The organism is Rheinheimera mangrovi (genome assembly GCF_003990335.1).
Taxonomy (GTDB): domain Bacteria; phylum Pseudomonadota; class Gammaproteobacteria; order Enterobacterales; family Alteromonadaceae; genus Pararheinheimera; species Pararheinheimera mangrovi.
Genome location: NZ_CP034683.1, coordinates 4,358,801 through 4,384,412 on the forward strand (window position 1 = coordinate 4,358,801; position 25,612 = coordinate 4,384,412).

Genomic DNA, 25,612 nt, shown 5'->3' on the forward strand with positions numbered 1-25,612 from the left:
ATTTTATTCTACGAGCCTTTAGGCTCAGGGTGGATCCATTCTGCCGCATATTTGCCGGACTTGCTCGCTTTGTGCTGAAATCAGCAGGCGTATGGCCAGAAAAAATAAGCTAAACTAACCACCTTCTGCAAAAGGTGTCTGATGAAACTTAACTCTCAACAAAACGATGCGGTGCATTATATCAGCGGGCCTTGCCTGGTTCTGGCTGGCGCTGGCAGCGGCAAAACACGGGTAATCACCAATAAAATTGCGTACTTAATTCAGCAATGTGATATGCCTGCCAAACATATAGCGGCCGTAACTTTTACCAATAAAGCCGCCCGCGAAATGAAAGAGCGGATCAAGCAGCAGTTAGCACGGCCTTTGCTGAGGGGTTTAACAGTCTCTACCTTTCACACCTTAGGCTTAGAGATCCTGAAAAAGGAATATCGTGCTATTGGCTATAAGCCCAACTTCACGCTGTTTGACGATCAGGACAGCATGGCGCTACTCAAAGAGCTGACCGATGACGAGCTGCAAGGTGATAAAGATTTACTGAAAGCTTTGCAAAGCAAAATATCTTCGTGGAAAAACGATTTAACCTTGCCTGGTCAGGCTCTGGCTCGTGCCACAGACGCACAAAGTATCAGCTTTGCCAACTTCTACCAGCAATACGCCCAGCAACTGCGGGCCTACAACGCTTTGGATTTTGACGATTTAATTATGGTGCCCACCCTTTTGTTTGCCTCTAACGAGCAAGTGCGGCAGAAGTGGCAGCAAAAAATTCAGTACCTCTTGGTGGATGAATATCAGGATACCAACACCAGTCAGTACGAACTGGTGAAATGGCTGGTGGGTGAGCGTCAACGCTTTACTGTGGTTGGCGACGACGACCAGTCGATTTATTCCTGGCGAGGTGCCAAACCACAAAATCTGGTGTTATTGGGTAAAGATTTCCCGAATTTAAAAGTCATTAAGCTGGAGCAAAACTATCGCTCAGCCGAACGAATTCTCAAGGCGGCCAATATTCTGATCGCCAATAACCCACACGAATATGATAAACGACTCTTCAGCGAACTGGGTTATGGTGTGCCTTTACGGGTATTACCGACTCGTAACGAAGAAGATGAAGCGGAAAAAGTAGTGGCAGAGATTATTTCGCACCGCTTTATTAACCGCACCCAATACAAAGAATACGCCTTGCTGTATCGCGGCAACCATCAGGCACGGGTATTTGAAAAGGCACTGCTCACCAACAGAATTCCTTATAAAGTGTCAGGTGGCACTTCGTTTTTTTCCCGTGCTGAAATTAAAGACATCATGGCCTATTTACGTTTGCTGGTGAATCAGGACGATGACAATGCGTTTTTGCGTATTATCAACACGCCAAAACGTGAAATAGGCGCAGCTACGCTGGAAAGAGTGGGCAGTTTGGCCAACGAAAAACATATCAGCTTGTTTGCGGCCTGCTTCGAACCTGAATTGGCAGAACGTTTGCCAGCTCGTGGCCTGCAGGCGGTGCAGAATTTTGCCAACTGGATTAATAATGTGGCAGACAACGCGCTGCGAGCAGATCCAAAAGATGCAGTAAAAGATTTGATCCGGCAAAGCCAGTACGAAGCCTGGTTATTTGAAAGCAGTGCCAGCCCCAAAGCAGCTGAAATGGCGCTGAAAAATATCAATGAGCTGTATCGCTGGATCAGTGAAATGCTCGAAGGCAAAGACGATGAAGAACCACTGAGCTTAAACGAAGTGGTCACCAAACTCACACTACGGGACATGATGGAGCGTCAGGAGCAGGAAGATGAAGCCGATCAGGTACAACTGCTGACGTTACATGCTTCTAAAGGTTTGGAATTCCCTTATGTCTTTATGGTCGGTATGGAAGAAGGTTTGCTGCCACATCAAAGCAGCATAGATGAAGACAATGTGGAAGAAGAACGCCGTCTGGCTTATGTGGGTATTACCAGAGCACAACGTGAGCTGATTTTTACTTATGCCCGCGAGCGCCGTCAGTATGGTGAAATTATCAAACCTGAACCAAGCCGGTTTTTATATGAATTGCCTGCGGATGATTTAGAGTGGAGCAAAGCGGCCCCAGTCAAAACTGAGCAGCAACGACAAGAAACAGGACTGGCGCACATTGACAGATTACGCCAACTGTTGAAAAAGCCCTGATTGGGTTTCACTCACTGGGCTGCTCTCGGCGAAATAGCAGCATCCCAGTTGAGTCAAATAAGCGCGGCTTTCGTCAGTTTCGGCCACGGCAGCGACCAGACGGTATTTGTGGGTTTGTGCCAGACTTAACAGCACTTGCAGCAGCTGTTTACGATGATCACTGCGCTGTAAACTGCGGCTAAAGGCAGTGTCTAACACAACGAGATCAAATGGATACTGTACCAGTAAACCTAAAGCAGCCACTTCGGCAGCAAACTGATCCAGCAATAAGCGAATACCAAGTCGCTTCAACTGATGTAAATTTGCCAGTTGGGTAGAAGTTAAACGCAACAAATCGGCTTCGTTAAAGCCAATACACAACTGATGTAAAGGCAAGACCGAATGGCGTAATACATTACAAAGCTTATCAAACAGCAAGGTATTGTTCAGATGGCCGCTGCTTAATGTAATGCTGAATATTTCTGCGCTGGCATTTTTCTGGCAAATCTGACGCACCAGTTCCAATTCAATATCAGGCATTAAACCGGCTTGAGTGGCCTGGCGGCTTAATTCAGCTTTTTGTTCTGCATCCCCCCGCAGCCACTCCAGCACGACCTGATAACCCAAGATTTGTTCATCGCCTTGCAATAAAGGCCGGAAGGCTGGTGCAAACTGCTGTTGGTCCACAGCCTGTTGTAAGGCTTGTTCCTGTCCCAGCTCCTGCAGCATTTGCTGACGCATGGAGTCATTAAAAATAACAAAGCGGTTGCGGCCAAACGACTTGGCCTGATACATAGCCGCATCAGCGTCTCTTAATAATTCGTCGGCGTTTTGATATTCAGGTTGACAACAGGCAATACCTAAACTGGCACCTGAACAGACTTGCTGACCTTCAAGCATCATCGGCTGACGCAGAGATTCAATCAAACGCTCCGCTACTTCTTCCGCATCTATATCGCTTTGAATTTGGCCTAATAAAACAACAAACTCATCACCACCTAAACGAGCCACTAAATCATGTTCACGCACAGTTTGCTGTAAACGTCGGCTGACTTCGATTAAAAACAAATCGCCGATGTGGTGCCCCAGCGTATCGTTGATCAGTTTAAAACGGTCTAAATCAATAAATAACAAAGCAAAACGCGGCGTTGCTTCTCTGTTGCGATAGGAAAAACGCTGACGCAACTGCATTAAAAACATCTGACGGTTTGCAAGACCAGTTAACGCATCATGGTTGGCTTCGTGAAACAGTTTTTCTTCGGCTTTTTTCCGCTCTTCCACCTGCAAACGCAGAAATAAATTGGTTTGACGTAATTCGCGGGTCCGCTCAAAAATACGTTTTTCCAGCTCTTCATGCTGCAGCTTTTGTTGTTCTGTGTTTAGTTTTCGCGAAATAGCCACAGCTATATGCTGAGACACAAAACGCAACAGGTTCAGCTCTTGTTCGCTGTAGCTGTAAGTATTGTCATAACACTGCAGTGCAATGACACCCAGCACCTGTTCCCCCACCAATAGAGGAGCGCCTAACCAGCTGGTCGACATGGCATGATGGCCTAAGCTGGATTGCACTCGATCAACGACACCAGTTTTAATTAAGTCTAATAACTGAGCCTGACTGATGAGCTTGGCTTCACCAGAGCGGATCACATACTCAGTTAAGCCACTTTGCAAAGCGCGCTCTCTCGGCGTTGGCGTGTATTGGTCTAAATAAAAGGGGAAATGTAAGCGATCACCGGCTTCATTCAACAGCGCTATGTAGCAGTTATCTGCTTTCATCAGTTCGGACAAAATCTGGTACACCTCATGATAAAAACTCATCATGTCGGTGCTTTTTGCTGTCATCTCAGAAATTTTATACAAAGCCGACTGCAATTGTTCTGCATTGGTGCGCTCGCGAATTTCTTTTTCCAGCGACTGATTGGTATTGCGCAACTGCTTAGTACGCTCACGTACGGTTTGCTCCAGCAATTCACGGCTTTTCACTCTGTCTATGGCTGTCACTGTATGTATGGCGATATTGCTGATCAGCGCTAAATCATGCTGATTGTAGCGACACTCCGGGTCATAACTTTGAATCGCCATCACACCAATAATTTTTTCACCACGGCATAAAGGCACACCCAACCAATACTGACAAGCCGTGCCCTGCGCCGTAATATCACCGGTTTCAACCAGTCGGCGATAACCGTCCTGATCACACAACAGCGCTTGCTTAGTCCGCGCCACATAACCAGTCAGGCCAGAAGCAAAAGCGTCGGAAGGCGCATCCAGTAAAACTTGTTGATCTTTTTCGTCCGCGAAGTATTCCAGCATAAACTGCTGGTCCTGATCACAGAGCACCACGTAAAAATTATCGGCTTTGAGTTGCTGGTTTAATAAACGGTGAATGGCAGGGTAAAACTCGCGCATATCTTTAATGCCAGAAGCTAATTCTGACAGCTTCAGTAAAGCGCCTTGAATGATATAAGCCTGTTTATAGCCAGCAGCCAGCTTACGCAAACGGCGCAACTGACTAACCACAAGGTGGTGGGCTTTATCCAGAGTTGTTATATCCTTCAACTTATTCTCTTATTCTTATCTAAAGGCAAGGTAGCCAAAACTGGCTGATGGTTAAGCATCTCTATTATGCACAAAGCTTAACCAGATGGAAGGCAAAAAGAGTTAGCTGGTCAGATCTTCTTATAAGCAATTGAGCTAAATAGATAACAATTAGATCTATAAAGAATTAGAAACAAAAAACGCTGCCATAGCAGCGTTTTTTAACTAACAGAAACTCTAAACGCCTTCGGTCATAAACTTGATAGCGGCTTCAATTTCATCATCAGAACAATCGCCACAAGTACCACGAGGAGGCATAGAACGGATACCCTCGATAGCATGTTTCTTCAATACATCCAGACCCTGCGCTAAACGAGGTTTCCAGGCTGCATCACCTTTTTTAGGCGCATCTAAAGCACCAGTACCGTGACATGCAAAACAAGCGCCCTGATAAACTTGCTCGCCTGTACGTGGACCTTTAGGTCCGGTATCTGCTGCAGCCTGTGCACCAGCCAGGTAAACCTGGCCTACAGGCTCAAGACGTTTTTTAATTGCTTCGTTGTCTGCTTCCTGTGCAGCAACGTTGGCTATTGCAGCAGTTGTCATCAGCACTAAGGCAAAAGTGAGTTTTTTCATCTGGATAATCCTGTCAATAAGCCATACAAAAGTTAGGGTATTATAACGCCGGGATGCTTCATAGTGGAAGCCCCTGTATTTGTTGGCTTTTAACTTAGCCCATAATCCAGACTTCGTTGGGTAAATTTCACAGTCAAAATCGCTTTATAACTGATCAGTCTGAAAGGCATTTTTTTCCAGTTAAAAAAAATTCAAATCAGGACTGTGCAAAGAAAATCTTTGTGGTAGTCTGTTTGCCCCACTTTGATTGTCTTACGCTGTCGCCTTTTTGACAGGAAACCAAAGTGAGATAATTTTCCACAAAATGGAATGATAAGAAAAACAATAAGGGAACCTGTAGCATTACCCTTCTTTTTCTTTTAAATACAACAACTTAAACACATGTCACCGGACTCTTTTCAGAGATTATCTGGTTATTGGCTATTGTCTGTCCACAAAGTTATCCACAGCTTTTTCGTATAAAAAAGTATCAATGCCATAGGGCGACAACGTAGCTACAGCTGGCTGAACCGGACCTGTTGTGGCATGCTTAAGCAAAACATTTAGGGATCCTTATTATGGTTGTTATACCGGACAATCCTCTCATTTTGGTCGACGGTTCTTCTTATTTATTCCGCGCTTATCATTCGCCACCACACCTGACCAATTCCAAAGGAGAAGCCACCGGCGCTATTTATGGCGTGGTCAACATGCTGAAAAGTTTGTTGCGCCAATACAAACCCAGTCAGATGGTGGTGGTGTTTGACGCCAAAGGTCCTACCTTTCGTAATGAAATGTACAGCGAATACAAAGCCCATCGCCCGCCGATGCCTGACGACTTGCGCAGCCAGATTGCGCCATTACATCAAATCATTGAGGCTATGGGTTTACCGCTGATCTGTATCAGTGGTGTTGAAGCGGACGATGTGATTGGTACTTTGGCTGTTCAAGCCAGCCAACAAGGCCGCCATGTGTTGATCTCTACTGGTGACAAAGATATGGCCCAGTTGGTAGATCAGCATGTCACCTTAATTAACACCATGACAGATACTATTTTGGACCCGGCAGGAGTTGCTGAAAAGTTTGGTGTAGGGCCAGAGCTGATTGTCGACTATTTAGCCTTGATGGGCGATAAAGCTGACAATATTCCGGGTTTGCCAGGTGTCGGTGAAAAAACTGCCATGGCTTTGCTGCAAGGTATTGGTTCAATAGAAAAGTTGTACCAGCAGTTGGATCAGATAGCAGCACTGAACTTCCGTGGCAGCAAAACCATAGCAGCCAAAATGGAAGAATTTAAAGATCAGCTGACGTTGTCTTATCAGCTCGCCACCATCAAAACAGATGTCGAATTATCGTTACAACCCGATAGCTTAGATATCAAAACACCGGATCAGACTAAACTGGCCGAACTGTTTGCAGCTTGTGAATTCAGACGCTGGTTAAGCGAAGTATTAGCAGGTAAAGATACTGCAACAGCAGTAGCGACTGCAGCTGCCAAACAGACAGAAGAGCAAGCAAGTGAAACGCCAGCCAATGGCATTGATACCAGCAGCTACCCATGTATTTTAACCGAAGCTGATTTTCTGCAGCTGGTAAAGCGTCTGCCAGAAGTTGAACTGGTAGCTTTTGATACCGAAACCACCAGCCTGGATTATATGCAAGCTGATGTGGTGGGTATTTCTCTGGCTTTAGCAGCCGGGGATGCTTGTTATATTCCGTTGGCGCATGACTATGTTGGTGCACCTGAACAGCTGAATCGTGACTGGGTGTTAGCTCAGTTGAAGGACTGGCTGGAAGATGAAAGCAAAGCCAAAGTAGGCCAGAACCTGAAGTACGATCAAAGCGTACTGGCGCGCCATGGCATAACGCTGCGCGGAATTCGCTTTGACACTATGCTTGAGTCTTACATTGTAAATAGTGTGGCCTCCCGCCACGATATGGACTCCTTGTCACTGAAGTACCTTGGCCATAAAACCATAAGCTTTGAAGACATCGCAGGCAAAGGCGCCAAACAAATCACCTTTAACCAAATTGCTCTGGAACAAGCTTCACCTTATGCAGCAGAAGATGCGGATGTGACTTTGCGGTTACACCAAACCTTGTGGCCGATGCTGGAGCAACATTCAGGCTTGCAGAAAGTATTCCGTGATATCGAAATGCCACTGGTACCTATTTTGTCCAAAATGGAACGTACCGGGGTAAAAATTGATAGCAACTTGCTGGCGCAACAAAGTCTGGATTTAGCCAAACGTATAGGCGAGATTGAGCAGGAAGCCTATCAGATGGCGGGTAAAGAATTTAACTTGTCATCTCCGAAGCAACTACAGGAAATTTTGTTTGAACAGATGGGTTTACCTGTACTGAAAAAAACACCTACAGGCACACCATCCACCGCAGAAGAAGTACTAGCTGAGCTGGCGCTTGATTATGAGTTTCCGAAACTTATTACGGAACACCGGGGTTTAAGTAAGCTCAAATCCACCTATACCGACAAACTGCCGTTGTCAGTTAATCCGGCAACAGGCCGGGTACATACCTCTTATCATCAGGCTGTTGCAGCCACAGGCCGCTTAAGTTCCACCGAGCCTAACCTGCAAAATATTCCGATCCGTAGTGAAGAAGGTCGCCGTATTCGTCAGGCTTTTATTGCTGAAGCGGGTAAAACCATTTTGGCAATCGACTATTCACAAATTGAACTACGCATCATGGCGCACTTATCACGTGACCCAGCTCTGCTGAATGCCTTTGCGCAAGGCAAAGATATTCACAGAGCCACAGCCGCTGAAGTTTTTGGTGTAGCGCTGGATCAGGTCAGTTCAGAACAACGCCGCCGCGCTAAAGCGGTCAACTTCGGTCTTATTTATGGTATGTCGGCTTTTGGTTTGGCGCGCCAGTTAGGCATTAGTCGGGGGGAAGCACAGCAGTATGTAGATCTGTACTTCGAACGTTTTCCTGGCGTATTGGATTATATGGAGCGCACCCGCACTCAGGCGCACGAACAAGGATATGTGGAAACTCTGTTTGGCCGCCGTTTGTACTTACCAGAAATTAATGCCAAAAACATGGCCCGGAAAAAAGGTGCCGAGCGAGCAGCCATCAATGCGCCTATGCAGGGCACTGCAGCCGACATTATCAAAATGGCCATGATTCAAGTGTCAGCCTGGCAGGACAAACAACCTGCAGGTATCGTTGCAATGATTATGCAGGTACACGATGAACTGGTGTTTGAAGTGAAAACTGAAGAACTGGAACGGGTAAGTTCTGAACTGGTTGAAATCATGCAATCTGCCGCATCACTGGATGTGCCATTACTTGCAGAAGCTGGTTTTGGTCCAAACTGGGATCAGGCGCATTAAAAAAATGCACTAAGGCTGAACTTAGTTAAAAACACATAGTCTTATTAGCTGTGTAAATGCCCATTCCTGGTAGTTTGATTTTTCGCCCCAACTTGTTTGGGGCTTTTTTATAAAGAACCAGCACACTGATCTGCTTTTCAAGCCAAATCGTATGATTTACATACAACAATTAGCGTCCCACATTGGTAATAAAGCTACATATTTTCAAATTAATGACAGTTTAACTAAATATTTGTAGTTTAATTACAGCTCTTGGCTTGCTTTTTTAATCAACACTTGTAGAATCAAATTCGTAGGGTACAGAGGTAAGATGTTCTATCTTTCAGCACTAACAGGCCTAACAGCCTATTTAGTCGCCAGAAAGAAAGGCTTATTTAGCCGCCCCACTGCTTGCAGTGGGGCGTTTTTTTTGTCTGCCGATCAGAAAAACTGAAATAAAACTAGATTTTTTAGAGCAAATACTTCAAACATTCAAAATTTTATGTATAATGGCGTTGTCTTGTTAATCCAAGACACCCTGTTGATTTGAAATTATTGAATAGCTTCTCCCCGTTTGCTATGACCGGCCTCCTCAAAAAGGGCCGGTTTTCTTTTTTCTGACCAAGCAAAAATGTTCAACATGACCCAATTCCGGCTGACTGGCTAGGGTGCTGCTTATTGTGTACGCTGATTTTTATCAAAAAACTGATAGAGACCTAAGAAAGTCATAAATAGCATGAATAAAAAAAGCAGAGACATGCTCTGCTTTCTCAATTTTAGACTTGGTAAAAACTTATTCTTGTTCTGCGCTGTACCATTGGTCCAGTTTTTGTTCTAACTCAGACAAACCCAATTTAGTCAGGGAACTGAAGACTTGCACTGTCACATCACCCATAAACGCCATAGAAGCTTCTGTTACTTCCATTAATACTTTTTTGCGTGGGCCAGGGCTTAACTTGTCAGCTTTAGTCAACAGCAATAAAACCTGCAAATTACTTTGCACAGCCCAATGAATTAAATCCTGATCCAAATCTTTTAACGGATGGCGGATATCCATTAAAATCACTATGCCTTTTAGGCTTTCGCGTTTCATCAGATATTCGCTCAGGGCTTTTTGCCATTTTTCTTTGACTGCTAAAGGCACTTTAGCAAAGCCATAACCTGGTAAATCGATCAGGCGTTGATTCTCAGCTAAAGAAAACGTATTAATTAACTGAGTACGACCTGGCGTTTTACTGGTTCGGGCTAAACCATTTTGCCGTGTCAGCGTATTTAATGCACTGGACTTGCCGGCGTTAGAACGACCAGCAAAGGCAACTTCGATACCTGTATCTGCGGGCAGAGCCTTAATATCAGGGGCACTGGTCAGAAAAGTTGCTTTCTGATAATTGATGATCGCTTTGTACACTGTCAGCTCCGGCTGTAAATTTGGCTATAGTGTAACGGATCCTGAAGATCCACAGAAGCTTTACTGTGATTTATGGGATTCTATCTGCGCAAGATTCGTGTAAAATAGACATAAAATATAGGGTTATTCAACTTGGTTGCCAGATCACTGGCGGTTCAACGCGGACAGAGACGGAAAAAAAATGAAAAAATTCGCACTTCCACTCACGCTCTTTTTAGGGTTAATCAGTACAGCTTATGCAGCCGATGGGGATGCAGAAGCAGGTAAAGCTAAATCCGTGACTTGTGCTGCCTGCCATGGCATGGACGGGAATAGCCCAACAGATTTATATCCAAAAATTGCTGGTCAACATGCTGGTTATCTATTTAAGCAATTAAAAGAATTTAAACTCGGAGCCACTACAGGTGGTAAAGAAGGCCGCAATAACCCTGTGATGGCAGGTATGGTTGCTGCTTTGTCTGAGCAGGATATGAAAGATCTGGCGGCTTATTACTCCAGCCAAACCATGAAAGAAGGCAGCACGCCGGAAGATGTGGTTGCTAAAGGTGAAAAATTATTCCGTGGTGGTGACCTGGATCGTGGCATTGCAGCCTGTATCGCTTGTCACGGCCCACGTGGTGTAGGCCATAGCTTAGCTGGCTTCCCGAAAATTTCGTTCCAGCATGCGGCTTATATTAAAACTCAGCTGGAGTCTTTCCGTAACGGTTCACGTGCCAATGATATGAATGGCATGATGCGTGATGTTGCGAAAAAACTAACTGACGAAGATATAGAAGTATTATCTAAGTATGTGGGTGGTTTACACTAACAGCTCTTTTACTCTGCACAAAGCCAGGCTTCATGCCTGGTTTTTTTATTTCTACAGCCCCCCACACTAATCCACCAACCGATTACTTTCCATTTGTGAGATATATCTCACAACCTTGTAAGATATAACTTACGCAACCCAAAAACTACAAAACAACAACCCAAGCAATTGATTTATAAAGACATTACAAAAAAGTTCAGTTTTTTTGTGTTTTTTTTATACCGTTGTATTGCCATTCTGAAAAATCGGAGTAGATTTAAGTCCGTTACATTTAGTAACCATTAAAAAACACGGAAGCTGGCACGGAAAGCAGCAGTGCATCAGTACATTTTTTGCAGCATCAAGATGATGACAATGTGTATTTTACACAGCGCACGGAAGGACCATTAAGTATCAGGACGATCGCGAATAATTATTTTCATAGGGAATTTGCGTAAAAATATAGGGAATTTGTGCAGACAGGGTGTTGAACTCCCGTCAGGATGACTTAAAGCAGATTATGTGTCGCGCTAGACACCTTATATAGAGGGCGGTAACATCTTACACCGCCCTTTTTATTTATGCTCACCATGAATTCAGTTTGCCCTTTGTGTCAGCATTCACAAACCCAGCCTTTTTGCAGCGATAAAAGACGTGCATACTTTCAATGCCAGCAGTGTTTTTTAGTCTTTGCGGACCGTAACACCTTGTTGACTGCAGAGCAGGAAAAGGCCCAATACGATTTACATCAAAATCAATTGGACGACCCTGGCTACCGCAAATTCTTATCTCGCTTATCTGTGCCTCTGCTGAGCAGCCTCACGCCTGAACAAAACACCGGACTGGATTTCGGTTGTGGCCCCGGGCCCTTATTAGCGCAAATGCTCAGCGAAGCAGGTAAAAAGATGCAAGTCTGGGATCCTTTTTATGCGCCGGAGCCAAAAGCTCTGCAGCAAAAGTATCATTTTGTCAGTTGCACTGAAGCCATAGAACATTTCATTAATCCGGCGAAAGAATGGAGTTTATGGCTGGATTTACTGTTGCCAGAAGCTGTGCTGGCATTGATGACCAAACGCTACACAGACCAAAGCAGTTTCACCAACTGGCACTATAAAAACGACCCCACCCATATCAGTTTTTTCCATCAGGACACTTTTGAATTTTTGGCGAAACGGGATAATTTCACAGTGAATTTTCCGGCCGATGACGTAGTTCTATTTAAAAAACGAAATACCTAGGTTTTCTAAGATAAACTGGTTAAAATACGCGCCCTTTTTCGTAGGTAACAGATATGACCCGGATTAAAAAAACTCGCACCTCAGGCCCACTTGGAACCAGGCACAGACCGGCTGAAGAAGCCCGTCAGGATCGCACGCGCGCACCTGAAACCAAAAAGAAAGGTGCAGGCTTAAAATCCGGTAGTCGCCATTCTCCGTCCGCTGAAGATAAACAAAAACAGTCAGCCAAAAGTCCAAAAGATCCACGTCATGGCAGTAAAAAGCCTATAGCGCTGGTGGTCACTGAAGCAGAACAAAAGCTGATGGCACAACCTAAGCAGTTCAAGCCAGTGGTGCAACTGAGCAAAGCCAAAGAGCCGGAAATGCCAGCTGAACAGGAATTAGCGCTACTCGAAAACGATGAGAAGTTGCTGGAATTGCTGGACCTGGTCGATAAAGGCGAAATCCTGACAGGTAAAGACGCGAAGTACTTTAATGCCAAAACGGCACGTCATGCGGAGCTTGTTGCCCTGTTAGGTTTAGATCAGGAAAACGAAGCAGAGGAAGACGAAGATCCGTTAGCCAAATTAGAGCGTACAGATTGGCGTAAAGAATTTTTAGGCGAATAGGGGATAAAGTTTGACCTTTAACTGGATACTGGCCACCTTAGCTGCCGTTTTGATTATTGCTGGCCTGAGTTTTTACCTGGGTCGTTTGTTGTGGCTAATTCAGCAACAGAAGTTAAAGCAGCAACAGGTCGTTGAGGCAAAAAATGCTGACCTGACGCAAAGCATAGTGCTAATAGCCAAAGCCATGCGTGAAGAACAGTGTGAGTTGTCTGAAGGCGCATTGCGAATTTGGGTGCTGCTGGACCATCTTCAGCTACCCAATAAACCTAATGCAATGCAGACCTATCCAAGCTTATTTAAAATGTATGACGTAGTCAAAGACATGCCGACCCACCAGGCGCGTAAAGAGCGTGATAAAAAGGAGATCCGGCATCTGGATCACCTGCGTGAACAAGCTGAAATTGATTTTAAGACTGAGATTTTGGCCGACGTCGAAAAACTACTGGCGTTTTTCCAGAAGTAAAAAACAAAGGCAGCTCAGGCTGCCTTTGTAGTTTTTGCCCACAGTTATTGCTTGTAGACAACCCCGGCTTTCATCACAAAACTAACCTTGCCCATCAACTGGATATCCTGCAGTGGATCCCCTGGTACTGCCACTAAATCGGCAATCTTACCTGCAGTCACTGAACCCAACTCCTGATCCATTTTCAGCAGCCGTGCTGAAGCAATAGTGGCTGATTGGATAGCTGCCATAGCTGGCATGCCGGCTTCGGTCATAAAGACAAATTCGCGCCAGTTATCGCCATGGGCTCCAACGCCAGAGTCTGTACCAAAAGCAATTTTTACCCCCTCTTTGTAGGCATCAGCAAAAGTTTTCTGAATTTTAGGGCCTATAGCCAGAGCCTTAGGACGAACCAGCTCAGGGAAAAAACCAGGCATAGCAGCTTTTTCTGCAGCCCACTTGCCGGCACTGATGGTTGGCACATAATAAGTGCCATGTTTTTTCATCAGCTTCATCGTGGCTTTATCCATTAAAGTGCCATGTTCTATCGAATCCACACCCGCCTCAATAGCTCTATCCATGCCTTCTTTACCGTGGGCATGCACGGCGACCGTCATGCCATAGTCTTTGGCTGTCTCTACAATAGCTTTCAGCTCTTCGCTGTTAAATTGAGGATTAGAACCACTTTTTGCCACACTCAGCACACCACCAGTAGCGGTGATTTTTATCAGATCTGCCCCTTCTTTATAACGTTGTCGTACAGCTTTACGGGCTTCTTCAGGACCATTGATTACACCATCTTTTGGACCAGGGTCCCCCATCAGCGCATAAGCAACACCGTTGCTTGGGTCGGCATGACCCCCAGTAGTGGCAATAGATTTACCCGCCGTATAAATACGGGGGCCTTTGACATAACCTGCTGTAATGGCTTTACGCAGCGCTGTGCTAGTGTGGTGAATATCACCCAGTTCACGTACTGTGGTAAAGCCTGCCATCAGTGTTTTTTCTGCAAAGGTAGCCCCGCGTAGAGCTACATCTGCTTCATTCAGGAAAAAGTCTTCAGTATAAGTACCAGGGCTCATTTGAGTGGAGAAATGGGTGTGCATATCCATCAAGCCAGGCATTAGTGTATGGTTTTTTAAATCAATAACCTGGTCGCCGTCAGCTGGGGTTTTATAACCAGATTCGACAGCAATAATTTTGTCGTTTTCGACAACAACAGTATGTTGTGTTAACACTTTGTCGCTGTCAGCGGTAATCAGTTTTCCGGCATGAATTAAAGTCGCACTCTGAGCTGTTCCAGTTACAAGCAAAGCGCTGGCGATAAGGGTGAGTTGCAGTTTCATTATTTCTCCTGTTGGATGAACACAGCTTTTTCCAGCTGCTTTGCATCGACTATGAAACATGAATGACAAAGCAGCAAGCGAAGAAAAAATGAATGCGATACAGAGCCTTGGATCCGGGATTAATGGTTAATCCAGCATGCCAAGCGTAAAACTTATGCCAGCAGAATTAATTTGCAGAGTATTTTTCCCAGCCACTTGAACAGGTAATGCTAAATCAACCAGCTGATAATACGCCGATCTGTTGAATTTAGCCGTTAAACCACGCCACAACTGCAGATAAGGAAGTAACTGACCATCGGGTTGAGCTTGCAAAAACAGCGGATATTCAGCATCAATTAATACCTGCTCACCTAAATTGGTGGTCGCAATAACAACTGAGCCAGCCTGATTTGATTGTTGTTCTATAGCCACAACAACAAAGGCAGCGTCTTCAACTTGAATACGGACTTTTTCGACCGGAGTCAGTAGAAAATACTCCTGTTGCTGTCGGGTCAGTACCGAAGCAAAAAGTTGAACCAGCTGTGGCCGCTGGATTTTTGAATCCAAATAATGCCAATCACCATGCCGATCGATGCGAATAGGGATATCACCGCAAAAAGCTGGATCCCAAAGTTCAATAGGGGCTAAATGAGGCTGCTGTAATGACAGTTGTAGTTGTTTTAAATCCATGATGGCGCAACGAATAAGCAAGAGACTTGCAGAGCATAACAACAGAAGGCTGTTAGGGGAAATTGGGATGACTTACAAAGCTCGAACCCGGCGTTGGGTTTTTGTAATACAGAAATTGGGGTGACTTACGAAGCTCGAACCCGGCGTTGGGTTTTTGTAATACAGAAATTGGGGTGACTTACGAAGCTCGAACCCGGCGTTGGGTTTTTGTAATAAAGAAATTGGGGTGACTTACGAAGCTCGAACCCGGCGTTGGGTTTTTGTAATAAAGAAATTGGGGTGACTGATGGGGCTCGAACCCACGACAACCGGAATCACAATCCGGGACTCTACCAACTGAGCTACAGTCACCACAAGCGGCGCGGATTCTAGCGAAATTCTGCGATGAAGCAAAGTTATTTTTTACAAATCTAAGCCAGAAGCCGCGTTTGGCTTGGGTCAGAGCACTGGTTATGCTAGGGTATGGCCGTCAGATTACCTGGCACTCATCAGACCAGCGACTTGAACATGGAGAAAAATATGCAGCAATTCCTCGATTTTTTAGAAAAAAATCAGCAATTGATTTTAAGTTATAGCGTCAAGGTACTGGTCGCTTTAGTCATTTTATATTTGGGTCGCTGGTTGTCGAAAAGTCTGACCCGCATGCTGGAGAAAGGCTTAATCCACCGCAAAGTGGACAGAGCCGTAGTGTCTTTTTTAAGTGGCATTATTCAGGCGGCCATTATGGTAGCGACTATTCTGATAGCCTTGTCACAAGTGGGTATTCAGACGGCTTCCTTTATCGCTATTTTAGGTGCTGCCGGTTTAGCTATAGCATTGGCTTTACAAGGTTCTTTATCCAACTTCGCATCCGGCGTACTGATTATTTTATTCCGTCCTTTCCGGGCAGGTGACTTTGTTGATGCAGCCGGAGTTTCAGGCGTTGTGGAAAAAATTGAGATATTCCAAACGGTAATGAAAAGCCCGGATAACAAACGAATTATTGTACCGAACTCGCAAATTACCGGCTCAGCCATTATCAATTATTCTGCTGAAAAAACCCGCAGAGTGGATTTAACAGTAGGCATCAGTTACGACTCCGATTTGAAAAAAGCCAAACAATTGTTGGAACAAATACTCAAGGCAGACAGTCGTATTCTGGCCGAACCCGCACCAACTATAGCTGTAGGCGCTTTAGCCGACAGCTCAGTCAATATTTTAATACGTCCATGGGTAAATGCGGCCGATTACTGGCCTGTGTACTGGGACTCTCTGGAAAAAATCAAACTGACCTTTGATGAACATCAGATTGTGATTCCCTTTCCACAAATGGACCTGCATTTAAAAAAGGAAAAGTAAGGTATGAAAAAAACTCTCTGCTCTCTGTCAGCTATGGGCAGTCTGTTGGTTTTAAGCGGCCTTTTGACAGTACAGGCCGAAGAAAGCTCATCCAATGAGACCAAACTAGGCTGGAGCACTTCTGCCGAATTGGGCGCTATCACCACCTCAGGTAACACTAAGGGTACGTCCATTACTGGTAAAATTGACTCTAAACAAGAGCTAGAACAGTGGTCAAACGACTACACCTTCAGTGCTTTTTTTAAACGCGACGAAACAGAAGCCGATGATGGCCAAACCATAGTAGAAACCTCAGCCGAGAAATATGCCGCCTCGGCCAAAGGTGGTTACAAACTGAATAAAGACACTGCCCGCTTGTTTGTTTATGGCTCTCATGTCGATGACCGATTTGGTGCCTACACCGAATACACTACGCTAGCCATAGGTTATGGTGATGAGCTGTTTAAAACAGATACGATGTCGCTGGAAGGTGAAGTAGGTCCGGGTTATTACAGAGGTAAAACGGATCTGGAAGAAACGGAAAATGGCATGATAGTACGTGGTGCTGCCACGTATCGCTGGCAGATCAGTGAGTCAGCGCGTTTTAAACAAACGGTCAGCCTGGAGTACGGTGAAGACAACAGACGCTCTATAGCCGAATCATCACTAACCGCTAAAATTAACGGCCGGATGCAAATGAAAGCTGCTTTTTTAGTGCAAAACGACTCGAAAGTACCAGTAGGCAAAAAGAAAACTGATACACAAACCTCGTTAACTTTTGTCTATTCTTTCTAATAAATCTATCTTTACAAGGGCGTTTTATCGGCGCCCTCTATCTCAACAAAGCTACAGCTTCAGGTAGGACGGGTGCTGCTTACAACCAGCCTTTTTGTCGGGCTATTCTGGCGGCATCAACCCGGTTTGCTGCATTCAGTTTACTAATAGCTTCCGATAAATAATTCCGTGCCGTGCCCTCAGCAATAAAAAGCGCTGTCGCAATTTCAGCTGTGCTTTTGCCTTCAGAGGCTAATCGCAAAGCCCGGCGTTCCTTGTCACTTAAAGGGTCGTGCTGACCCAAAGCCGATAAAGCCAGCTCAGCATCTATCACACGTTTTCCAGCCATCACCTGATAAATAGCCTGCACCAGCTGCTCTGAAGGCGCGTCTTTCAGTAAAAAACCCTGCACCCCAGCAGCAATAGCGCGCTGAATATACCCAGAGCGACCAAAGGTGGTGATCACTATCACTTTGATTTTGCTTTGTTGCTGCTGCAAATAAAGCGCTAATTCCAGACCGCTGCGACCCGGCATTTCAATATCAGTCAGTAGCAGATCAAAGTCCTGTTGTTTCAGCAGTGTCAACGCCTGATCACCATCGGCCGCCTGAGAGATCTGAAACTCTGCATTCAGGCCCAATAAGGCCGCTAAAGCGCCCCGCACCATAGCTTGATCTTCCGCCAGTAAAATACGCATCAGGCCTCCTTTGGCAAAGTAAAACTAAAACGACTGGGCGACAATTGCCACTGCAGGCTGCTGTTTAGCGCTGCTAAACGCTCCTGAATACCGGTTAAACCATTGCCTTGATGCAACTCAGCTACCTTGCCATTATCTGAGACCATCAGTTGATATCCTTGCTCATTTTCACTAAATCGGATCTGTACTTCGTCACCATTGCTATGTTTGAGAACATTGGTCACCAACTCAGTCAGGATCAGTACGACAGCCGTTTCTTCCCGGGCCGAAAGGTTCGGAACTTGCCCTTGTACATCCACACCAAATCCCGCCTCACGTAATTTGCTGGTTAAGATTTGTACCTCCCCTGCTAAACCTTTGTGTTTATATCCTGAAACCGTCTGACGCACCTGGCTTAAACTTTCGCGGGCAATAAACGCCAGCTCCTGCAATTGCTGGCTGGCTGCCTGATACTGCTGCTGTTGCAATAACTTATCGGCTAAATCGGCTTTGAGCACTATGCCGGATAAACTGTGGCCCATAATATCGTGCAAGTCCCGTGCAATTCGCTCCCGCTCCACTATAGTAGCCAGCTGCTTAATTTCTTCTGCACTGCGCTGCTCTTTTAATAAGCTAGCGCGTCTGGCTCTATCGAGCACACCAAAAACACCTATTGCCAGCACTAAAGCAGAGCCATAGAGCAGAAAATAAGGCGCCCCTTTGACAAAAAAGTGATCTAGCAGCACCAGCACACAGATCAATGCAGTAACACCAGCTAAAAACTGGCGGAAATTATATGCAAAACCAATAAAAAAACTGACATAGGCAAACATGGAGATAGAGCCATAATTCATTGGAGTGATGGCACTTGCAATTAACGCCATCAGCAAGATAGGCCACAACATCTGTGAAGTATGACTGCAGTAAATCCAATAATAACAGCCAACAAAAGCCACTAAAGCCAGCGTCATCCAACAATATTGCGTCAGGTTGTAATCAATATAAAAAAATGGCGCTATGTAAAACACCAGATTAATCAGATATACCCAGGATAAGCGTTTTTCCAGTTCTAACATCTCTTATTCCTTCAAAACCAACAGGGGCTCAAAAGAGCCCCAAGCCAGGATGATTAACGATTCTGACTGTAACTTTGTTGTTGAGTCAGCAGAAACTTAGCCCAGCCGTAGGAGGGTTCAACCTCTGTCGCTTTAGTCCAGTCAGCAATAGCACCAGCTTTATCGCCCAGTTCCTGTTTGGCTAAGCCACGCCAGGTGTAGGCTTCGGCATGGCCCCAGCAAATTTGCTGACAAGGCTGTGCATACAGCTCAATAGCTTTGCTGCTCAGCTCAATAGCACTTTGTTTACTGCCGCCAAAAACTGCTGGCGTATTGTACGCTATGATAGCTTTTACCAAGGTGACCCTTGGGTTGGCAGGCTCAAGCTCTGCGGCCCGAGCCATGGCTTTATTAGATTTAGGACCATACAGTGCTCCCTTCACTGGGTTATTGCCAATCTGCATTCCATAGACACTGGACAATAAAGCCAGGTGATCCGCTTGAGGTTGTGCTGCAGTCAACTGCTCCAGTGTGGACTGCGCCAAATCTAAAGCTTGTTCTGCCTGATCTTTTTGGCCTGTAATGCCCGCCATAATAGACAAACGGTAGTTGGCATAGGCGTTGTTGTAATCTGCGGTCTGTTCAGCTGCGTAGCTGGCTAGTTGCTTCAGATCCATCGCATTGGTGGCCGCATCGATTTGTTCGATGGTTGCAGCCTGAGCTGCTGTTATCGTTAACGCACTTAAGGCAATCAGTAAAGTTTTCATAATGTCTCTCCGTTGTGGTTTCATTCCGACCACTCTGTAGTGGTGTGAAGCCAGTATCGGAAAATCCATAGAAAAACATCAGACACAAAAGTCATGACTTGAGCATGACTTTTGTCATGAATAAACAGCGTTAATAACTCAGACTGCTGTAGCCTAACCCCTGCTGTTTTTGCAGTTTAATTTGCACCGGAATACGTTCTTTTAGCGCTTCCACATGGCTGATAATGCCGATCATCTTGCCACTGGCATTCAGTTGGTCCAAGGCAGCCAATGCCGTTTCCAGCGTGTCCGGGTCCAAAGTGCCAAATCCTTCATCCAGAAATAAAGATTCGATGCGGGTTTTATGGCTGACTAAATCCGACAGGGCTAAAGCCAACGCCAGGCTAACTAAAAAGCTCTCCCCACCGGATAAGGTTTTTGTGTCTCTTGTGGTATCAGCCTGCCAGCTGTCGAGCACTTGCAGTTCCAGCTCCGCATCGGCTTTACGTGCCAACTGATATCGACTGTGCAGTTTATCCAGCTGCTGATTAGCCAACCCCACCAACTGCAATAACGTTAAGCCCTGCGCAAAACGACGGAATTTAGCACCATCGGCTGAACCTATTAAGCTGTTGAATTTATGCCATTGCTGCACTAGCTGTTGCTGTTGCTCAATCTGGTTATACAGCTCTTGTTGTTGCTGTTGATGCTGCTGATCGCTTTGCAACTGCTGCCTGCATTGGCCGGCCTGCTCCAGCGCACTAAATAACTGCTGTTCAAGCTCTGTGCTTTGCTGTTGTAATTGCTCCAGACTTTGCTCTGTCAGTTGCTGCTTTTCCAAAGCCTCAATCTGCTGCCGGGCTTGCTCCAACTGGCTTTGACAACGAATTTTTTCAGCGGCCAGCTTGTCTTTTAACTCTGTCAGTTGCTGCACCTGTTGTTCGGTCAGCAACATAGCTAAAAAGCTGGTTTCGCTGCCAAACTGCTGCTGTTCCAGCTGTTTTTGCCAGTCTTGCTGCAATGCAGTTAACTTCAATTGCAGCTGTTGTAACTGAGCATCGCTTTGTTGCTGCTGTCCGGTTTTTTGCTGCAGTTCATTGCTTAAGACACTGAGCTGTTGCAGCACATGCTCAAGTTCTTGCTGTGGCGCTGCACTCTGACCGGCCGATACTTGCGCTAAACCCGACTGTTGTAGTTTATCTAACCAGCTTTGGTACTGCACATTGGCCTGTTGCTGCTGCATCAGCGCTTTATCCAACTGCTGACTCTGTCGTTGCAACTCCTGTTGCCACTGCTGCCACTGCTGCGCTTGTTGTGACCAAAGCTGCCAGGCCTGCTGCTGTTGAGCCGAGGTAGGCAACGCAAAGCCAAATGGCTGCAGCTCTTGTTGCCACTGCTGTTCCAATTGCTGCAAGTGCAATTGATTTTGTTGCAGAGCCTCGCCTAGCTGCTGCTGCTGTTGTTGTTGCACAGACAGTTGCTGCTGCACCAATTGCTGCTTATGTGCCAGCTCATGCTGCTGTTGTTGCCAAAGCTGCCGTTGCAGCAGTTGCTGCTCCAGCTGTTGTTGCTGCTCCAGCTCCAATTGAGCCTTCTGCTGAAATTGCTGTAATAACGCTTTTTTTAAGCTGGCCTGTTGCAACTGCTGTTGCTCTACCTCTGGCAGGTTTTGCAACAAGTCAGTCCATTGCTCGTTTTGCTGCTTAATATCTGCACCCAGCTGCTCTAACTGATAGTGCTGCGCCTTTTGCTGCTCTTCCAGTTGTAGTTGTTTCTCACGCAAAGCTTTGCCCTGCTCTTCGACTTGTTTCAGTTCAGCCGTTAAAGCCGCTAATTCTGTTTCAGTCTGGCTTAAATCCAGTGCCTGATAACTAGTAATAGCAGGATGTGTGGTGCTGCCACACAGCGGGCATTCGTCGCCTGGTTGCAACTTGGCTCTGTGACTGCTGAGCTCTGCAATCAATCGTTCCTGTAACACCAGTTTTTGTTTATCAGCCACTCTGTCGCTACAGTGCCTGAACCGCTCACGCAAAGTCGCAACCTGTTGTTGCAATAACTGGCTATCCTGTTGTTTTTGTTGCAGTTCCTGCTGTTCTTTTAGCTGTTGCTGCTGTTTCTGTTGTAACCCGGCGGCAACCCTAAGCAATAACGGATAAGTTTGCAGCTGATTTTTGCAACCTTGTATTTGCTGTTGCAACCCGGGCAGTTCAATAGAGAAAGCCGGAGTGCTCTGCTGCAATTGAAAATCCAGTTGCTTTAATTCGGTGCTTAGCTGCTGCAACTGCTGCTGTAAGGCTTTAGTCTGATTATTCGCAACTTGCGCCTGCAGGTTTTTCTGCTGCTCTAACCCCTGCTGACGTTGCTGCAATAAAGGTTTCCAACCTGCGACTGCTGCTGCGAGATCTGCGCCCCGAGGTTGTTTTGCCAGTTGCGCTGTTAAAGCCTGCCCCTGTTGCTGCAACTGCTGAACCTGGTACTGCGCCTGCGACTGTATTTGCAGCGCTAAGGCTTGACCTTGCTGTAATTGCAACTGCTGCTGATATTTTAAATCATGCAACTGGCGGGACTGCAGTTGCTGCTGTTCTTGTGTTTCTGTCACAGCCGATCGTTGCTGCTGCAGCTCTTTATACAGAGGCAATAGCACTGCGGCTTTTTGATAACTTTGCAATTTGACCAATGCACTTTGTTGCATGGCCTGTTCTTGCTCAAATTGTTGCTGCTTCAGCTCTGCTTGTTGCAGTTGTACCGCTGCTTGCTGTTGCTGCTGTCGCCAGACCAATAAAGGCGCCTGTTGCTGCTGTTTTGTTTTCAACTGCTGCTGTTGTTGTTCTAACTCCGCCAACTGCTGTTGCAACAGCTGGCGTTGTTCTAAGTCCAGCAACACCACACCTGAGGCTTTGGCCTGCAATAATTCCAATGCCGTTTTATGCTGGCGGTTTTGCTCAAACACCTGCATCGAAATCTGACCGTAAATTTCAGTACCAGTCAGCTCTTCCAATAGTTCAGCCCGTTCATTGGCTGGCGCATTTAAAAAGGCGGCAAAACCACCCTGAGCCAATAGCATCGACTTGGTAAAGCGGCCAAAATCCAGACCAGTAATTTGTTCGGTCAGCTTCAGCTTTTCATTGCTTTTATCTGTCAGTATTTCGCCATCGGCTTTGGACAGTTCTACTTTGGCGGCCTGCAAATTACCGTCCACTGCACCACGGGAACGACGCTGGCTCCAGAAAGCGCGGTAACGCTGGTCGCGTACCTGAAACTCTACTTCGGCCAGGCATTCGCTGGTATGGCGGGTCATCAGCTCGTTGCTGCTTTGCGACAGGAGTTTTAAACGCGGCGTCTGGTGATACAAAGCCAGACAAATCGCATCGAGAATGGTACTTTTGCCTGCACCAGTCGGGCCTGTAATAGCAAAGAGGTTACTTTGATCAAAAGGCGGCTGAGTGAAATCAATTTTCCACTCGCCTTTCAGTGAATTTAAATTTTGCAGCCGTACCGATAAAATTTTCATGGCTGTACCTGCAATTCTGACTGCTGCTCTGGTTGTTCTAACTGCGCCATAACCTGTTGCAACATCAGCTGAAACTCTGCTTTTTCGCTGTCAGTGAGATCTTCCGCCGCCAGTCTGCGTTCCAGCACCAGATCAGGTGTCATTTCATGCAAAGACTCTTGTTGCTCTGCACTTAAAACTCCCACTGCAGCTTGTCTGGCGCGACGTAGTTTCAGCAACTCCACCGGCAAAGCATCCAATTGCTGCTGTACCTGACTTTGTAAATCACTCAGATAGCCATCACTACCGGTTAACACCAGCTCCAGCCAGAGTTTTTGCTCTGGTTTAAGCTCTGCCAGAGGTTGCTGTAATAAGGAATGAAGTTCCGTTAAGCTGCATTTCAGACTTAAAAGCGGTTGAAAACAAGGAATAGGCAACAATTCAATCGCAAGGTCATCCTTAGTGAAATCCAGCAACACCATAGATTTTTGCTGCTTAGCCTCATCAAAACTTAATGGGATAGGCGAGCCGCTGTAACGAATATGTTCTTTGCCAGCCACTAACTGGGGCTGATGAATATGGCCAAGGGCTATGTAATCAAATTCCGGAAAAGCGCTGGCAGGAAAGGCCTCTAAAGAACCAATATAAATCTCCCGCACCGACTCACTGCTGCTGGCCCCTACTGTGGTTAAATGCCCTGTAGCCAACAACGGCAGTTCCAGTCCAAGTTGTGCTTTGAGCGCCTGAGCTTTCGTAAAGCACTGCTGATAACAGTCTGCTATGGCGTGCTGTAATTGCTGCTGTTTATCACTGGCCTGCTGACCACTCTGACTTTGTAATAGATCGCGGGAGCGTAAAAAAGGTAGGGCCGCCAGAATAGCGCCGGGCTCACCTTGCTTCGTATTCAGTAGGATCAGATGAGATTCTGCAGCACCCATCCAGCCTGGCACCACTTGGGTATGTAAACAGGCCAGTAACTCCTTGCCTTCCTGTAACACAGCCACCGAATCGTGATTTCCCCCCAGCAGCACCAACTGACAGCCTGTCGATTGCAAATCAACAATCAATTGATGATATAACTCGCGGGCATAACTGGCAGGAGTGGCGGTATCAAAAATATCCCCAGCCACTATCAAGGCATCAACCTGATGCAATTCAATTTGTTGCTTTAGCCAGCCAAACAAAGCCCTGTGCTCGTCTGCCCTGCTTTTGCCAATAAAATGCTGGCCTAAATGCCAGTCGGAGCTATGAAGAATACGCATAAAAACTTAGAGACGCCGCACTATGCCACAATGGGGCCAGCATAGCACAGGCATATAATATTCATCAGCCAGCATCAAATAACAGCACTGCATCCAGCACTGTTTCACTGACTTCGCGGTAAAACTCTTGATCGATATTTTCTACTGTATCCGTTGGCTGGTGGTAATCGGCATGATCCGGCACACCAAAATAGACAAAAGGCACAGCTCTTTTGTGGAACTCTCTGTGATCTGAACTGAAGGTCCAGTCCTGATGCGTGCCAACCAACCATGTTGGTCTGTCATAACCTAATAATAAGCGCACTGAACTTTGTTGCTGCAGTTGCTGCAATGGCTTTTCCAGCTCTGGGTAATGATACGAGCCCACAGCAATTAACTGCTTATTGGTGTCGTGGCTCAGCATATCCATATTGATATTCAGCTTCACTCGTTGTGGTGTCAGCAGCTCTTGCTCAAACAACATACGGGCGCCCCACATGCCGGTTTCTTCGTTATCCAAGGCGGCAAACAGCAGAGTATGGCGAGGTGGATGCTGCTTAAAATAACGCGCCATCGCCAACAAAGCGGCAACACCTGATGCATTATCGTCAGCACCAAAATAAATCTTGCCCTGATGCAAGCCCAAATGATCGTAATGCGCAGTCAGCACCAGCATGGGTAAGCTAGGATCCGAGCCTTCAATCAGGCCCAGCACATTAGCAGCACCTTGCATCAGCTGCGCCTTGCCGCTTGTAGGCTGGTATGGCTGCAAATAACCCTCTGTACCCGCCGCCACTAAACCTATTTGAGTGAACTCTGTGACCAGCCATTGCTGGGCTTTTGCGCCGCCCTGTTGCCCAGTGCCCCGACCCGCCAGTTCGTCAGATGCTAAATAGCTCAGGTCTGTCATTTGTTGTACAAAGTCCAGCCGCTGCGGCATCTGGCTCACCACAGGCGCAGGCTGAGCCAACAAGCGTTTTTGCTCCATGTGGTTCAGCTGCTCTAACACATAAGGATGAAACGCATAACCAAGTCCTGCCACGATAAATAACAGCCAAAACCAGAGCGGAATACGGAATAACTTCATAACAATCCTGAAAACCCAAAAACCAATGCAGCAGACTAGCGCAAACTGAATCAGCCCACCAGTCAAAGGCTTTGAAAGATCTGATATTTCCTGTCGCTCCAGAC

At 46.2% G+C, this 25,612-nt stretch carries 19 protein-coding genes and 1 tRNA gene; 8 read left to right on the top strand and 12 right to left on the bottom strand.

Translation table 11 applies throughout. From position 1 onward, the window contains the following. Nucleotides 1–141 precede the first annotated feature (141 nt). Nucleotides 142–2,157 carry a DNA helicase Rep gene (gene rep, locus EK374_RS19535; RefSeq protein ID WP_127026195.1) on the top strand — a complete coding sequence of 672 codons (2,016 nt, stop codon included), beginning with the start codon at nucleotides 142–144 and terminating at the stop codon, nucleotides 2,155–2,157. On the opposite strand, the gene EK374_RS19540 is transcribed toward rep, so the two are convergent. Beyond that, the gene (locus EK374_RS19540) at nucleotides 2,131–4,695 is read right to left on the bottom strand and encodes a diguanylate cyclase domain-containing protein (protein WP_127026196.1); all 2,565 of its coding nucleotides are present in this window, start codon (nucleotides 4,693–4,695) and stop codon (nucleotides 2,131–2,133) included. The two genes, rep and EK374_RS19540, sit on opposite strands and share 27 nt — an antisense overlap. 216 nt (nucleotides 4,696–4,911) lie before the next feature. Beyond that, nucleotides 4,912–5,310, bottom strand: a complete 399-nt coding sequence (locus EK374_RS19545) for a c-type cytochrome (protein WP_127026197.1) — start codon at nucleotides 5,308–5,310, stop codon at nucleotides 4,912–4,914. 557 nt (nucleotides 5,311–5,867) lie between these two features. Between EK374_RS19545 and polA the strand changes: the two genes are divergently transcribed. Beyond that, on the top strand, nucleotides 5,868–8,645 hold the full coding sequence (polA, locus tag EK374_RS19550; RefSeq protein ID WP_127026198.1) for a DNA polymerase I: 2,778 nt from the start codon (nucleotides 5,868–5,870) through the stop codon (nucleotides 8,643–8,645). Between the two features lie 772 nt (nucleotides 8,646–9,417). Here the strand turns inward: polA and yihA are convergent. Beyond that, complete coding sequence (gene yihA / locus EK374_RS19555) at nucleotides 9,418–10,032, bottom strand: ribosome biogenesis GTP-binding protein YihA/YsxC (protein ID WP_206099247.1); 615 nt, start codon at nucleotides 10,030–10,032, stop codon at nucleotides 9,418–9,420. A 181-nt stretch (nucleotides 10,033–10,213) separates the two neighbouring features. On the opposite strand from yihA, the gene EK374_RS19560 reads away from it, so the two are divergent. The 4 genes from EK374_RS19560 to EK374_RS19575 all read left to right on the top strand — a co-directional run bounded on the left by EK374_RS19560 (nucleotide 10,214) and on the right by EK374_RS19575 (nucleotide 13,128). Next, nucleotides 10,214–10,840, top strand: a complete 627-nt coding sequence (locus tag EK374_RS19560; protein ID WP_127026199.1) for a c-type cytochrome — start codon at nucleotides 10,214–10,216, stop codon at nucleotides 10,838–10,840. Nucleotides 10,841–11,526: 686 nt separating this feature from the next. Further along, on the top strand, nucleotides 11,527–12,057 hold the full coding sequence (locus EK374_RS19565; RefSeq protein ID WP_233280288.1) for a class I SAM-dependent methyltransferase: 531 nt from the start codon (nucleotides 11,527–11,529) through the stop codon (nucleotides 12,055–12,057). A 53-nt stretch (nucleotides 12,058–12,110) separates the two neighbouring features. Continuing rightward, nucleotides 12,111–12,665, top strand: coding sequence for a Der GTPase-activating protein YihI (gene yihI / locus EK374_RS19570; protein WP_127026201.1), 555 nt, complete (start codon nucleotides 12,111–12,113; stop codon nucleotides 12,663–12,665). Between the two features lie 10 nt (nucleotides 12,666–12,675). Continuing rightward, entirely contained in the window at nucleotides 12,676–13,128 is a 453-nt protein-coding gene (locus EK374_RS19575; RefSeq protein WP_127026202.1) for a DUF2489 domain-containing protein, read from the top strand. Nucleotides 13,129–13,172: 44 nt separating this feature from the next. Here EK374_RS19575 and EK374_RS19580 read toward each other — a convergent pair whose 3' ends face one another. The 3 genes from EK374_RS19580 to EK374_RS19590 form a co-directional block, all read right to left on the bottom strand. Next, nucleotides 13,173–14,453, bottom strand: coding sequence for a metal-dependent hydrolase family protein (locus EK374_RS19580; RefSeq protein WP_127026203.1), 1,281 nt, complete (start codon nucleotides 14,451–14,453; stop codon nucleotides 13,173–13,175). Nucleotides 14,454–14,579: 126 nt separating this feature from the next. Beyond that, the gene (locus tag EK374_RS19585; protein ID WP_127026204.1) at nucleotides 14,580–15,122 is read right to left on the bottom strand and encodes a DUF1285 domain-containing protein; all 543 of its coding nucleotides are present in this window, start codon (nucleotides 15,120–15,122) and stop codon (nucleotides 14,580–14,582) included. A 275-nt stretch (nucleotides 15,123–15,397) separates the two neighbouring features. Further along, nucleotides 15,398–15,473: transfer RNA gene (locus EK374_RS19590), tRNA-His, on the bottom strand. A 111-nt stretch (nucleotides 15,474–15,584) separates the two neighbouring features. Between EK374_RS19590 and EK374_RS19595 the strand changes: the two genes are divergently transcribed. Together EK374_RS19595 and EK374_RS19600 are read left to right on the top strand one after the other, a co-directional pair. Further along, nucleotides 15,585–16,460: a mechanosensitive ion channel domain-containing protein gene (locus EK374_RS19595; protein WP_233280289.1), complete on the top strand. Its 876-nt coding sequence runs from the start codon at nucleotides 15,585–15,587 to the stop codon at nucleotides 16,458–16,460. A 3-nt stretch (nucleotides 16,461–16,463) separates the two neighbouring features. Then, on the top strand, nucleotides 16,464–17,234 hold the full coding sequence (locus tag EK374_RS19600) for a DUF481 domain-containing protein (RefSeq protein WP_127026205.1): 771 nt from the start codon (nucleotides 16,464–16,466) through the stop codon (nucleotides 17,232–17,234). A gap of 79 nt (nucleotides 17,235–17,313) precedes the next feature. Here EK374_RS19600 and EK374_RS19605 read toward each other — a convergent pair whose 3' ends face one another. From EK374_RS19605 to EK374_RS19630, 6 genes are all read right to left on the bottom strand, one after another. Further along, nucleotides 17,314–17,910 carry a response regulator transcription factor gene (locus EK374_RS19605; protein WP_127026206.1) on the bottom strand — a complete coding sequence of 199 codons (597 nt, stop codon included), beginning with the start codon at nucleotides 17,908–17,910 and terminating at the stop codon, nucleotides 17,314–17,316. Further along, complete coding sequence (locus EK374_RS19610; protein WP_127026207.1) at nucleotides 17,910–18,965, bottom strand: sensor histidine kinase; 1,056 nt, start codon at nucleotides 18,963–18,965, stop codon at nucleotides 17,910–17,912. Before EK374_RS19610 ends, EK374_RS19605 begins: the two co-directional genes overlap by 1 nt. A 53-nt stretch (nucleotides 18,966–19,018) precedes the next feature. Continuing rightward, on the bottom strand, nucleotides 19,019–19,711 hold the full coding sequence (locus tag EK374_RS19615; protein ID WP_127026208.1) for a tetratricopeptide repeat protein: 693 nt from the start codon (nucleotides 19,709–19,711) through the stop codon (nucleotides 19,019–19,021). Between the two features lie 130 nt (nucleotides 19,712–19,841). After that, nucleotides 19,842–23,201 (bottom strand): exonuclease subunit SbcC, encoded by a 3,360-nt coding sequence (sbcC, locus tag EK374_RS19620; protein WP_127026209.1) that lies wholly within the window; start codon nucleotides 23,199–23,201, stop codon nucleotides 19,842–19,844. Then, on the bottom strand, nucleotides 23,198–24,442 hold the full coding sequence (gene sbcD, locus EK374_RS19625) for an exonuclease subunit SbcD (protein WP_127026210.1): 1,245 nt from the start codon (nucleotides 24,440–24,442) through the stop codon (nucleotides 23,198–23,200). The genes sbcC and sbcD overlap by 4 nt, the downstream gene beginning before the upstream one ends. 64 nt (nucleotides 24,443–24,506) lie before the next feature. After that, nucleotides 24,507–25,508, bottom strand: a complete 1,002-nt coding sequence (locus EK374_RS19630) for a M20/M25/M40 family metallo-hydrolase (protein WP_127026211.1) — start codon at nucleotides 25,506–25,508, stop codon at nucleotides 24,507–24,509. Between the last annotated feature and the right edge of the window lie 104 nt (nucleotides 25,509–25,612).

Bases quoted from the DNA above. Each gene is read 5' to 3' on its own strand.
- rep (WP_127026195.1), top strand. From the start codon at position 142: ATGAAACTTAACTCTCAACAAAACGATGCGGTGCATTATATCAGCGGG.
- EK374_RS19545 (WP_127026197.1), bottom strand. From the start codon at position 5,310: ATGAAAAAACTCACTTTTGCCTTAGTGCTGATGACAACTGCTGCAATA.
- polA (WP_127026198.1), top strand. From the start codon at position 5,868: ATGGTTGTTATACCGGACAATCCTCTCATTTTGGTCGACGGTTCTTCT.
- EK374_RS19560 (WP_127026199.1), top strand. From the start codon at position 10,214: ATGAAAAAATTCGCACTTCCACTCACGCTCTTTTTAGGGTTAATCAGT.
- yihI (WP_127026201.1), top strand. From the start codon at position 12,111: ATGACCCGGATTAAAAAAACTCGCACCTCAGGCCCACTTGGAACCAGG.
- EK374_RS19580 (WP_127026203.1), bottom strand. From the start codon at position 14,453: ATGAAACTGCAACTCACCCTTATCGCCAGCGCTTTGCTTGTAACTGGA.
- EK374_RS19585 (WP_127026204.1), bottom strand. From the start codon at position 15,122: ATGGATTTAAAACAACTACAACTGTCATTACAGCAGCCTCATTTAGCC.
- EK374_RS19595 (WP_233280289.1), top strand. From the start codon at position 15,585: ATGGCCGTCAGATTACCTGGCACTCATCAGACCAGCGACTTGAACATG.
- EK374_RS19600 (WP_127026205.1), top strand. From the start codon at position 16,464: ATGAAAAAAACTCTCTGCTCTCTGTCAGCTATGGGCAGTCTGTTGGTT.
- EK374_RS19605 (WP_127026206.1), bottom strand. From the start codon at position 17,910: ATGCGTATTTTACTGGCGGAAGATCAAGCTATGGTGCGGGGCGCTTTA.
- EK374_RS19610 (WP_127026207.1), bottom strand. From the start codon at position 18,965: ATGTTAGAACTGGAAAAACGCTTATCCTGGGTATATCTGATTAATCTG.
- EK374_RS19615 (WP_127026208.1), bottom strand. From the start codon at position 19,711: ATGAAAACTTTACTGATTGCCTTAAGTGCGTTAACGATAACAGCAGCT.
- sbcC (WP_127026209.1), bottom strand. From the start codon at position 23,201: ATGAAAATTTTATCGGTACGGCTGCAAAATTTAAATTCACTGAAAGGC.
- sbcD (WP_127026210.1), bottom strand. From the start codon at position 24,442: ATGCGTATTCTTCATAGCTCCGACTGGCATTTAGGCCAGCATTTTATT.
- EK374_RS19630 (WP_127026211.1), bottom strand. From the start codon at position 25,508: ATGAAGTTATTCCGTATTCCGCTCTGGTTTTGGCTGTTATTTATCGTG.